Origin of the sequence: Streptomyces sp. NBC_00250 (genome assembly GCF_036192275.1) — a bacterium.
Classification (GTDB): domain Bacteria; phylum Actinomycetota; class Actinomycetes; order Streptomycetales; family Streptomycetaceae; genus Streptomyces.
The window spans coordinates 417,970-429,121 of the sequence record NZ_CP108088.1 but is presented as its reverse complement, the minus strand read 5'-3'; the positions used below and the strand labels follow the sequence as shown (position 1 = coordinate 429,121).

Below are 11,152 nucleotides of genomic sequence, written 5' to 3'. Positions count from 1 at the left end.
CCCTGCGTCTGGACCACGGGGATGGGTGGGCGTACCAGGCCCTCATGACGACTCCAAAAACTTTGAGGCAGCACAAAACAACGCCCGTCCGGAATGAGGGCGGGCGTCATCGCGCGCGGTGCGCGATCAAGCGCACCTTATGGACGAACGAGCGCCCAACACCACGTGCTACCAGGGGATTTGACGTTGGCTTTACTTTACGGAAAGGGGAGAAAGAGTGGATATCGCGGATATCTGCCGGGTTGGTACGCGCTGTGGCCCGGCGCGGACGGCAGTGCCGGCGTCCGCGCCGGGCCGCTCCCGGTCAATTTCCGCGCCGGGCCGCTCCCGGCCGCCGCTGCCGCGCAGACGGATGTAGCAGGACTCCTCGACCCGGCCGAGGGGGATCCGCAGCGTGAAGCGGCCGGTGCGGCCGGACACGTCGGAGGTGTGCACGACCCGGGTGTCCGGCGCCCGCCAGGAGTCACGGTCGGCGACCGGTCCCGTCACCGCGCCGCGGATCACGTCCAGGTGGGGCGAGGCGGCGGAGTTCGCCGTGCTGGTTGGGGCGCGAGGCGGTGTTCACGGTGACCGTGAGCGTGACGTGTTCGCCGCGCCGCACCCGCAGCCGGCCGCCGAGCGTCCTGCCCGGTCCTCGTGGTCGTGGGTGCGTGCCACCCGTACCTCGACGCCGTCGACCCAGCTGACCGTGGTGTGTCGAGCTGGTCGCACCAGCGGCGCCTGACGGGCAAAGGCCCAGGTCAGGCGCCACTGTTCGTGCTCCTAGAAGAAGCCGAGCTTCTTCGGCGAGTACGACACGAGAAGATTCTTCGTGTGCTGGTGGTACACGCCTCGCATGGCCGCTGACCAGCGGAAACGGCCCCGATTGGGCCAAGCTGCAGGCGGCTGGTCCGCGTATGGCCCGGATCTTGGTCGGCACGGAAGACCCCTGACCGTCGCCCGTGGCGGCGGCAAGGGGGCACACAAACGAGGGGTGTGCCGACAGGGCTCCACGGAGCATGCCTCGACATGACGCTGGACTGCCGACCGCCGATATAAGTGCGAACCATGGCGGCATCGCAGCCCTTCAGCCGTGCGGAGCTGGCCGACGGGCCTGACCCAGCGGAGCGGCGTGCCGATTACTCCGGGCGAGGGCTGATGGTGCTTCGGCAGCCCAACTACGGGTATCGGCGGAGAGCCGCCGGTCATGGGCCGAAGCGGCGAGCGGCTGCCTTGTGCTTCCTGAGCATGAGGGATCAAGGACCAGCAACAGTAGCGCGGCCTCGACTCCTTCAGCAGGACGTACGACGGGGCTCCGGCGACCCCGTACCGCCCGGTCGCGGCTGGACAGCGCGTGATGTCGGCGCGGACGGCCGTCAGGCGGCCCGCGTACTCCTCGGCGATACCACCCACCAGGAGGTCCATCGCCCAGCCGGGATCGATCGCCTTGGGCCATGTCCCGGGTGAAGTACGTGAGGACCTGGGCGTCGCTCATCCCGAGGATGAAATCGAACTCCGCGTCCTCACGGGGTTGGTGCACCCGCTTCACCACGAAAGCTCCTGACCTCGCGTTCCGTCGTTCCACCCAAATCATCCCCCGCGCGCCGCGAACCCGACGCTCAGCCGGTTCCCCTCGGTCGGCCCGGCCCTGGACCTGTCCGACCCTCAGCGCCCGACCCGTAGGCGTACGGGCGCGACTTCCCGCTCGTACAGCGGCAGCGACACACCGGACGGCCGGCGGGACGTTCGACACACGCCCTACGTCAGCGCATCGCCTGCCAGGTCGTCCTCGTCCCCGGCCAGCCGCTCCGGACCTGCCGGAGCGGTCCGCGGCGAGCTCCCGGCCCGCAGGGCAGCGACCTCGCCCCGGAGCTCAGCCAGTTCCCGGTGCAGTGCCTGGATGGCGACGATGGCCACGCCGTTGGCGTCGGTGCAGCAGATCGTCCTGTCGTTCTCACCCACCCCGAACGCTTTCCACCAGTCCTGCGCCATGGGTCCCAGGTGGCGTACGTGGGGAGGGTCCCAGTGATATCGCCACGTGCTGACGGGCAGCCGCACCACCTGTTCCAGCACCCGGTAGCCATTGACCGGATCGCTGGCGCCCACCACCTCCGGCACGGCCCCCGACGCCAGGCCAGAGGCGGAAGCGCCCTGTCGAAGACGCTTCCTGACCAGGGGCGGCATCCGCAGCCCGGCCAGGGTCTCCCTCAACCACCGGCCGCTCATCGTTCCCAGACCACCGCGACGACGTCGGTCTTCAGCCCGCGATCCGAGAAGAGCAGGCTGCCCCCTCCACCGCGGTTGGCCGGGTGGTTCACCGGGAGTTGGACGAGACCATTGCCCAGCCCGCTGCTGTGGGTGGTCTCACCGACCGCCGTGACGTCCCGCTCCTGGTTGATCATCGTGGTGTCGTAGGCGGGATTCCCGACCGCCAGCACGTTCGTGCTCGCCACGGCCGGAACGCTCAAGGCGCCCGTGCAGGTGGCCGCCGTGGCCGACAGCACCAGCAGGCGACGGGTGACGCGCTTCGTGGACATGGGGCGCTTCCTTTCGGTCGGGACGCCGTGTGCGTCCGCGATACCGCTAACGGCCTAACGGCGCGAAAGGTACGTGGCCTGCGCGCCGCGCTCAGGCCGCGGGCACCGAAGCTGCCAGTACTACGTGACACCAGCGCCGCCCGCCGGCGGCATCACATCCATGCCGGACGCGCAATCGCGAGGGGTCTCGTCCGCTCGATCACCGTCGTGCGCGACGGATTCAAGTCCTCGGGGGAGCGATCATCACCTGCCCGCGAGTACGGGTGAAACGCCGCTGTTCGGCGCACGACGCAGCGAGAATCCGACAGCCTGAACGAGGGGCCATGTGAATCCGGCTACTTCAGTGCGACAGGCATCAGGGCGTCTCACGACGGCGGCATAAGTGCCACGGGCGTGTCATCGAGGCTGAGGCTGTGCCACGAATCTGAGGACCTACATCCGTGTAGGGTCTCGTGGCTCGTGGCATGACGCAGCGTGCTGACTCACTCCCCAGCTTCAGGTGAGCAAATCCGTAATACCGTGTCGGAGCCAGGCAAGCCCTGACATCATCCGCGAATGATCGTCACACCGATACCCGGCGCTCACCGCGGCAACGTCCTCCAGGTGCTCCGGAGCGTTCACACCGCCGCCATCAACCTGGGCAACTACCACCAGCCCGAAGAGAACCTGCTCAAGTACCTGACTTGGGCGACCGAGTCGGTCCGCGTCCTAAACTCGCAGATCCGCCCCAAGGACATCGACGCGCTCGTGCGCACCCCGCAATACTGGGCCCTGCTCGCCGGCGCGGGGCAGATCAACGGCCGGCTGGAGGCTGCGCTGTCGAATGGGCTCATCGACCTTGAGGTCCGCCAGCGCGTGGAAGCGTTCGACCTGGCGGTCAAGGCGTTCACGGAACAGATGACTCGATGGCCCGAGTCCACCTCCGTGCTCGTGCTCGACACAGGGCTGTTCATCAAGCACCCGACGAAGTTCGAAGAGACCGACTTCGCTGCCCTGGCCGGCACCGAACGAGATATCCGGATCGTCGTACCGATGGTCGTCGTGGAAGAGCTGGACCGGCTCAAAGAGTCCGGCAATCAGCAGGTCCGTTGGCGCGCGGGCTACAGCCTCGCAGTACTCGACCGGCTTCTTGAAGAGCGGGCGCCTCTGCCCACGGCCACGGTGGAAATCCTCATGGACAACCCCGGGCATGCGCGGCTGTCGGAGGCGGATGACGAGATCGTGGACCGAGCGCTCACCGTGCGCACGATGGCGGCTGGCCCAGTCCGACTGATCACGTACGACACGAGCATGGCGATGCGAGCGAAGTTCGCGACCCTGCCCGTACTGAAGCTGCGCACGGGCGCAGGCACTGGCAAGGAGCCGGGGAAGAGATAGAGCCCCTCACGCACCAGCGGGGCGCGAGCCACCCAAGCGTCCCCGCGTCATGGCGGAGCGCAGGTCAGGCCGTGAACGGGCGAGCAGCAAGGAGTTCTTGGACCTCGCGCAGAACCGTCGAGGGCGGCAGGGTGCCGTCGACGACGAGCTGGGCGCACGTCCAGGAAGCGCAGCCGGACGCCGGGCTGCCCCGGATCCCGTGTCGTACGGTCTGAATCGCGGCCGCCCACCGTCCGCAACGGGTCTCACCGGACCCGGCGGTGCCGCTGGTACGGCCGAAAGATCTGAACCAATACCGGGAATCAGGCCGCGACGACCTCCTGCTCGCGGTCCGGCGTCTTGACCTTGGGCTTCTTGTTCGGCAGCGAGAGCCGGAAGACCTTGTGCCACGCGGAGAACACCTGCTTGGGCAGCGGCCCGGTGACGTACTCCAGCTCGTACTTTTCGAACAGCGCGCGCACCTTCACCGCGACCTCGGCGTACCGGTTGCTCGGCAGGTCCGGGAACAGGTGGTGCTCGATCTGGTGCGACAGGTTGCCGGTCATGAAGTGCATGGCCCTGCTGCCGCTGATGTTCGCCGAGCCCATCATCTGGCGCAGGTACCACTGGCCGCGAGTCTCGCCCTTGATCGACCGGCGCTCGAAGACCTGCACGCCCTCGGGGAAGTGCCCGCACATGATCACCGAGTGGGACCAGATGTTGCGGACCAGGTTCGCGGTGAACGTGGCGGCGAGCGTGGTGAGGAACGACGGGCCCGACAGCAGCGGGTGGATCACGTAGTCCTTGAGCACCTGCTTGCGGATCTTGCGGCCCACGGCCTTGGCCCGCGCGCGGAACTCCGGGTTCTTGCGGCGGCGCCTGTGCAGGTTCTTGCCGAGCTCCAGGTCGTACGCCGCGATGCCGTACTCGAAGAAGCAGGCGTTGATGAAGTTCCACAGCGGCTGGCCGAGGTGGAACGGGTGCCACCTTTGGTCCTCGTCGACGCGCATGATGCCGTAGCCGAGGTCGTTGTCCTTGCCGATCACGTTGGTGTACGTGTGGTGCAGCTCGTTGTGCGAGTGCTTCCACTGCTCGGACGGCGAGACGTGATCCCACTCCCAGGTGGTGGAGTGGATCTTCGGGTCCCGCATCCAGTCCCACTGGCCGTGCAGGATGTTGTGGCCGATCTCCATGTTGTCCATGATCTTCGCCACGGACAGACCGGCGGTGCCGAGCAGCCACGCGGGCGGGAAGAACGAGAACAGCAGCACGCCCCTGCTGACCAGCTCGAGCTTGCGCTGCGCCGAGATGACCTTACGGATGTAGGCCGCGTCCTTCTCGCCACGGTCGGCGATCACCTCGTCGCGGATCGCGTCCAGCTCGCGGCCAAGCTCCTCGATCTGCTCCGCGGTCAGGTGGACGGTGGGGTCGATGGCGGTCAAGGTTGTTCCTACCGTTCGATGTCGCAGGGGCCCGCCGCGGCGGACACGCAGGTCTGGATGAGGACACCCGGCTCGGCCTCGGTGATCTCGCCGGAACGCACGTCGCGGACGGCGCCCGCCTTGAGCGGCGTGACGCAGCCGAAGCAGATTCCCATGCGGCACCCGGACGGCATGAGCACGCCGGCCTCCTCGCCGACGTCCAGCAACGGCGTGGCACCGTCCGCGTCGACGGTCTTGCCGGTGGCGCTGAACGTGACCTCGCCGCCGTCACCGGCGACGACGATGCTGGGGCGGAAGCGTTCGGTGTGCAGGCGCTCTTGCACGCCGTATTCGCTCCAGAGCTCTTCGGCGGCGTCGAGCAGGCCCGCGGGCCCGCAGGCCCAGGTCTCGCGCTCGGCCCAGTCGGGCACCAGTTCGTCGAGACGGGCGATGTCGAGCATGCCGTCCGTGTCAGTGTGCACCTCGGTGAGCCGCAGCTTCTCGTCCGTGACCAGGTCGTGCAGTTCGTTGCGGAAGATCACGTCTTGCGGCTGTGGCGCGCAGTGGACCATGACGACGTCGTCGAACTCGATGTCACGCAACATGCCCATCACAGGCGTGATGCCGCTGCCGGCCGTCAGGTAGAGCACCTTGGCGGGCTTGGCCTCCGGCAGCACGAAGTCACCGGTTGCCTGGTCGAGCTGGACCATCGTGCCCGGTTTCGCCCTGCGGACCAGGTGGTTGCTGACCTTGCCGTCCGGGATCGCCTTCACGGTGATCGTGACGCGGCCGTCCTGGCGGTTTGTCGGCGAGGTGATGGAGTAAGCACGCCACAGGCGCACCCCGTCGACGTCGACCCCGATCCGCACGTACTGACCGGCCGTGTGACCGCGCCAGCCCCGTCCCGGCCTGATCACGACAGTAGCGGCGTCACCCGTCTCGGGGCGCACGGCCTCGATGCGCCCACACAGGTCAGCGCCCGCACGCAGCGGGCTGACCAGGTCGAGATAGTCCGACGGCAGCAGCGGCGTCGTGACCATCTCCAGCAGTTTCCACGCCCTGCTGCGGAGGGCTGCACTCGTCATGACTCCAGCTTGCTGCGCCTCAGGGCGTAAAGTCCTGACCGTAGGACGTAAATCTGGTCGGCTGAATTGTTCGCAGGGAATAAAGCATGAGCCATCCAATCCGGAGGGTCACCGAACTGGCCCTGGATGAGACGACGGTCACCGCACTTCGGGCCGCGCTGAAGACCACCGCCGACGAGGTCGTCCAGGCGATCATCGACGAGGTCCCTCCCTACGCCAACGCCCTTTCGGGCCGCATGGGCGGCACCATCCGCCGAGCCGTCCGCACCGCCCTGGGGCACTACCTGGACCTCGCGAGCGGGAACGCCACAGGCGGCGACGCCGGTGACGCAGCCTACGAGCTGGGCCGCGGCGAGGTGCGATCCGGCCGTTCGATGGACGCCCTGCTCAGCGCATACCGCGTCGGCGCCCGCGTGGCCTGGCGATGCCTGGCAGCGGGTGCAGTACCCGCAGGCCTGCCCGCCGCCGAGGTCGCCAAGTTCGCCGAGCTGACCTTCGCCTACATCGACGAGCTCTCCGCCGCGAGCGCCGCGGGCCACGCCGACGAACTGGCCGCCCGGGGCAGGGCCCACGAGCGCCACCTGGAACACCTGGCCCGCGACCTCCTCGCCGGCGCGAGCCCGGACGTGTTGCTGGCCTCTGTTCAACGGGCCGGGTGGCAGCCTCCGGTTTCGCTGACCGCGGTTCTGCTGCCCGCCGCCCAGGCTCGGCCTGCCTACCGCGCGCTCGACCCGAGCACCCTCGTCCTCGACGATCTGCCGGACGCCTTCGGTGTGCTGCTCGTCCCCGATGCCGACCGGTCACATCTCTTGCGGCAGCTGACCGACCGCACCGCCGTGGTCGGCCCGGCCCGGCCATGGACTCGTGCGTCCGCCTCGTACGCACGCGCCGTACGCGCGCGCTCCCTCTCCCCTGATATTCGCGACACCGAGGACCACCTGCCCGAGCTGGTGCTGAGCGCCGACGTGGACGCGTTCGCAGACCTGCGTGCCCGAGCCCTCGCACCGTTGCGGACCTTGTCTGTCGCGACCGCACGGCGGCTGGAGGAGACGTTGCGGGAGTGGCTGCTGCACCAGGGCAGGCGTGACGAGGTGGCGGCGGCGTTGTTCGTCCATCCCCAGACCGTCCGGTACCGGATGTCGCAGCTGCGGGAGCTGTTTCCGGATCTCGCATCGCCACATCGGGTCCTTGAACTGACGCTGGCGGTCGGTCTTCGGGTCAGCTGACGCATACTTCGACCGTCCACGACCGAGTCCGCGAGCGATCCACTATGGCCCGTGTACGCAATCGACGCTGAGAATACGGTGCCGTTTGTAGGGTCTCGCACTTCGTGGCACGGGTCGGGCTTCTTCGAACCGTCTCACAAACGTGGCATTTCTCGGAGAGAGCCCTTGCTGGGCGGCGGTCGGCCGAGCGGGTACATCCCGGCCCCACTCGCTCTGACGGAGGCCGTGACGCCGGCCGGAGCCTGACCGCCGTTGGCTTGCCCTCGGGAGAAGAGGTGCGCCGTTCTGAGGTCAGCAGCCCTGCCGAGGTGGCACCTCAGCCCCTGCGGACTCGCCGGGGCCGAGTGGGTGCGCGGCTCCCACGACGTCCTCCTCGGCGACCTCTTCCGGCACTACGCCAAGTTCCTGGACGGCGTGCGAGCGCAGGCCAACCGCCTCAACGAGAAGTCCATGGAGGAGTGGGACCGTGTCAGCCGGGGCCAGGCGCCTGAGCGGTGAGTCCGGAGTTTGGTCCGTGACTGGTCCGGAAGTGCTGGTCAGGGGTGGGACACCGGTGGGACGAACTGGGAGTTTCGGCGCAAACGAGCTCCCTCCCTGTGCGGTGTCAGCGAGAGGCGCCTGACCGGTGAAAGCCCAGGTCAGGCGCCTCCTTTTGTGTCCCTAGAAGAACCCGAGCTTCTTCGGCGAGTAGCTGACCAGCAGGTTCTTCGTCCGCTGGTGGTACAGCAGTTGCATCCGAGCTGACCAGGGAAAACAGCCGATTGCGAAGCTTGTTGGAGGAGCTGGTCCGGAAATGGCCCGGATCATCATCCGGTTGTGGGCGTCGACCGGCACCGGGCGAGCCCCGTCACCTGTTCGACGTCGTGGTCGTCGGCCAACCCCACGAGCACGTGGTCTTGGGGGTCGGCGTGCACAGGGGAGGTCGGGGAGGCAACCGGCGTGGTGAGGTGTCCGGGCCCCACGCCACACACGGAGGTGTTCGTGTCCCGCCGGGGCAGCGATGCCTCGATCACCTCGTGCAAGAACTCGGTACAGCGGTCTGCGGTCGTCCCCCGGGACGACCGCAGACAGGGGCAGCCCTGATGCCTCCGTTGGCGGTCGGCGGGGCTTGCGCGCTTGGGAGGGATTGAGGTGCCCACGCGGTGTGTCGGCCCCAGAATGGGAAGAGGCCTCATGGGAACCAGTTGGCCTGCGAGTTGTCGCGGGCGGGGGCGTGGTAGGGGACCGGCCTCACGTGATCCGGCAGATCAGTGCACTGCGGCAGCATTCCGCGTCGAGCGCGTGCCGGTTGTGCGCGCCCGCTATAGCAGCGATGGCCATCGCGCGTGGTGACACCGACATCTGCGGGATGAAGCAATGCGGCCCCTGCCGGGGCCTATGCGATGGTGCGGATGAGCTTCTTGTTGACGAACTCCTCGATACCCGCTCGGCCCAGTTCTCGACCGAATCCGGAACGCTTGACGCCCCCGAAAGGGAGCTCGGCCCCCTCGGCGCCGACGCCGTTGATGAAGACCATTCCGGCTTCGATGCGGTCGGCAACGCGCGCGGCCTGTGCGGGATCCGTGGTGAAGACGTGGGCGCCGAGGCCGTAAGGGTGTCGTTGGCGATGCGCAGCGCGTCGCCCTCTCCGGTCGCCGGGAAGATCACGGCGACCGGACTGAAGAACTCCTCACGTGCCGCGGCGTGATCGGTGGTGAGCCCGGTGAGCACCCCGGCCAGGAAGTAGGCGCCGTTCCGCTCGCCCTCGGGTCAGCCTGGAGCTCGAAGCGGTGGTGAAGCGCCGGCCCATCTCGTGAACGCAGACGGCACGATTGCGTACCGTCGGACTGCGACGCTTCCGCCGTGCAGCTTCTCTCGTCAGGAACTGCTGAGCGCCGGCCGTCGGCGACTCGGGGACCCGGTCGATCCGGAGCACCCGCGGGCTGAACCGCGGATCGTTCCGCCCGTCGGCGAGATATCCGAACACCTCGTCGATGTCCCGGCCCACGTCGACCCTCGCCTCGAACTGTCCGGACATGCCACTCCTCGTCGGGGTCGCACCCGCCCGGCGCAAGGGGCAGGCTCCCTCCAGGGTGGAGGACCCGCCCGCCCCGCGCACCTCGAACCGGTCGGACGGCGGATGCCAGGTCCAACGAGCTCGTACATGGTTGGCGCTGGGTTCTGGGGTCTCTCCGCTCACCGGCATCCTCGACGCACTTCTGGCAGCTACGTGGAAGCAGCGGGTCGGCGGGAGGGATTGCGAGCGCGCGGCGGCCGACAACGGCAGATCCCGGAGACGAGTGTCGGCATCCTGCGGATGCTTGCCGAAGCGTCCGGTCCGGACCGCGCATGGTCCGGGAAGCGCGCCTGGAGCCGGCTACGCGCTACACGTGGCAGCCGGGTGATGTCGCAATGTGTCCAAGCGCAGGAGTCCCTGGTGGGACGATCTTCCCTCCAGGCACCCGACTTCACTTCCCAGAAGAGCTCAAGCGCCTTGGGGAGTAGCTGCAACAAAGGTTCTTCGTCCGCTGGTGGTGCAGCTGATGAACCCGCGCTGACCAGCGAGATCGGCCCCGGCTCGGCGGCGGGTCAGATCCAGCCGCGGCGTGCCGCGACGACACCGGCCTGGAAGCGGTTCACCGCGCCCAGAAGGTCGTGGAGGCGGCTCATGCGCCGGCGCACGGTGCGGACCGACCAGCCGAGCTGGCGGGCTATGGCCTCGTCCTTGAGGCCGCTGACCAGCAGGGTGAGCACCAGACGGTCCTCCTCGCCGAGCGGGTCCTGGGCGGGGGCGTCGAGCGGCAGGGCCTGTTTCCAGCACAGTTCCCAGTAGTCGGTGAGGGCGTCCAGCAGCGTGGAGGGGCGGATGACCGCAGCGCGCACGCCATCGAGGTCCAGGGAGAGCGGCATCAGCGCCAGCCGGCGGTCCGCGATGGCCAGTTTGATCCGCAGGCCCGGCATCACCCGGGCCTGCTCGCCACGGCTCACGAGTCCTCGGATGTCCTCGAGCACCCCCGGCCACTCCAGCGCCTCGGGGGCGTAGACCGCGCGGTAGCGCACCCCGCGCCCCAGCGCGTTGCTCTCCACCGGGTTGGACGTGGTCAGCGCGTACGGCGGCCGATCCAGTGTCATGACGTCCTCGCGCGCCTCCTGTTGGAGGCGGACGAACCAGCGACCGAGCGCCTCGCGGCCGGTGGTGATCTCCACCTCGTCCTCCCCGGCGGTGCCGGCCTGGGCCGCCGCGAAGAGGCGGGACAGCTCGCCCGCCGCCGAACGGACCCGGTCCAACTCCGCGGTCCTGGTTCGTACCAGTGACTCGACCGCGGCTCCCGGCTCGATCGCCGCGTACCGGCGTCGGACGCCCGCGAGCCGCCCGACCAGGCCGTGGTCGTGCAGTCGGTCCAGTGCCCTGGCGACGCGGAGAGGGGAGCAGCCGAGGTCGGCGGCGAGCTCGGCCGGGGCCGCCGTACGCCGGGTCAACACAGCCCGGTAGACGCTCTCGTCGAACGGATCGATGCCTGCCGCGGTGAGCTCGTTCGTCATGTGCGGATCCTGGCCCACTTGTGCCA

At 68.5% G+C, this 11,152-nt stretch carries 10 protein-coding genes and 2 pseudogenes; 3 read left to right on the top strand and 9 right to left on the bottom strand.

Annotated features, from left to right (window positions below; genetic code table 11):
• Positions 1-291: 291 nt before the first annotated feature.
• The 4 genes and pseudogenes from OG259_RS01945 to OG259_RS01930 form a co-directional block, all read right to left on the bottom strand.
• Positions 292-678 (bottom strand): annotated as a pseudogene (locus OG259_RS01945) (histidinol-phosphatase); the annotation flags it as partial.
• A 588-nt stretch (positions 679-1,266) separates the two neighbouring features.
• Positions 1,267-1,531: pseudogene (locus OG259_RS01940) on the bottom strand (thioredoxin family protein); the annotation flags it as partial.
• 206 nt (positions 1,532-1,737) lie between these two features.
• Entirely contained in the window at positions 1,738-2,190 is a 453-nt protein-coding gene (locus OG259_RS01935) for a tail fiber domain-containing protein (protein ID WP_189801165.1), read from the bottom strand.
• Between the two features lie 11 nt (positions 2,191-2,201).
• The gene (locus tag OG259_RS01930) at positions 2,202-2,516 is read right to left on the bottom strand and encodes a hypothetical protein (protein WP_328489964.1); all 315 of its coding nucleotides are present in this window, start codon (positions 2,514-2,516) and stop codon (positions 2,202-2,204) included.
• 555 nt (positions 2,517-3,071) lie between these two features.
• Between OG259_RS01930 and OG259_RS01925 the strand changes: the two genes are divergently transcribed.
• Positions 3,072-3,893, top strand: a complete 822-nt coding sequence (locus OG259_RS01925) for a PIN domain-containing protein (protein ID WP_328940562.1) — start codon at positions 3,072-3,074, stop codon at positions 3,891-3,893.
• A gap of 47 nt (positions 3,894-3,940) precedes the next feature.
• Here the strand turns inward: OG259_RS01925 and OG259_RS01920 are convergent, their stop codons facing one another.
• The 3 genes from OG259_RS01920 to OG259_RS01910 form a co-directional block, all read right to left on the bottom strand.
• The gene (locus OG259_RS01920; RefSeq protein WP_328940561.1) at positions 3,941-4,123 is read right to left on the bottom strand and encodes a DUF6207 family protein; all 183 of its coding nucleotides are present in this window, start codon (positions 4,121-4,123) and stop codon (positions 3,941-3,943) included.
• A gap of 72 nt (positions 4,124-4,195) precedes the next feature.
• Positions 4,196-5,314 carry a fatty acid desaturase family protein gene (locus tag OG259_RS01915; protein WP_328940560.1) on the bottom strand — a complete coding sequence of 373 codons (1,119 nt, stop codon included), beginning with the start codon at positions 5,312-5,314 and terminating at the stop codon, positions 4,196-4,198.
• 8 nt (positions 5,315-5,322) lie between these two features.
• Positions 5,323-6,378: a ferredoxin reductase gene (locus OG259_RS01910; protein ID WP_328940559.1), complete on the bottom strand. Its 1,056-nt coding sequence runs from the start codon at positions 6,376-6,378 to the stop codon at positions 5,323-5,325.
• Between the two features lie 86 nt (positions 6,379-6,464).
• Between OG259_RS01910 and OG259_RS01905 the strand changes: the two genes are divergently transcribed.
• Both OG259_RS01905 and OG259_RS01900 read left to right on the top strand, forming a co-directional pair.
• A complete protein-coding gene (locus OG259_RS01905) occupies positions 6,465-7,604 on the top strand; it encodes a PucR family transcriptional regulator (RefSeq protein WP_189801160.1) in 1,140 nt (379 codons plus the stop codon).
• 348 nt (positions 7,605-7,952) lie between these two features.
• Positions 7,953-8,102, top strand: a complete 150-nt coding sequence (locus tag OG259_RS01900) for an integrase (protein ID WP_189801159.1) — start codon at positions 7,953-7,955, stop codon at positions 8,100-8,102.
• Between the two features lie 732 nt (positions 8,103-8,834).
• Here the strand turns inward: OG259_RS01900 and OG259_RS01895 are convergent.
• Both OG259_RS01895 and OG259_RS01885 read right to left on the bottom strand, forming a co-directional pair.
• On the bottom strand, positions 8,835-9,314 hold the full coding sequence (locus OG259_RS01895; protein ID WP_443051898.1) for an aldehyde dehydrogenase family protein: 480 nt from the start codon (positions 9,312-9,314) through the stop codon (positions 8,835-8,837).
• Between the two features lie 858 nt (positions 9,315-10,172).
• Positions 10,173-11,126 (bottom strand): helix-turn-helix transcriptional regulator, encoded by a 954-nt coding sequence (locus OG259_RS01885; protein ID WP_328940558.1) that lies wholly within the window; start codon positions 11,124-11,126, stop codon positions 10,173-10,175.
• Positions 11,127-11,152: the final 26 nt, after the last annotated feature.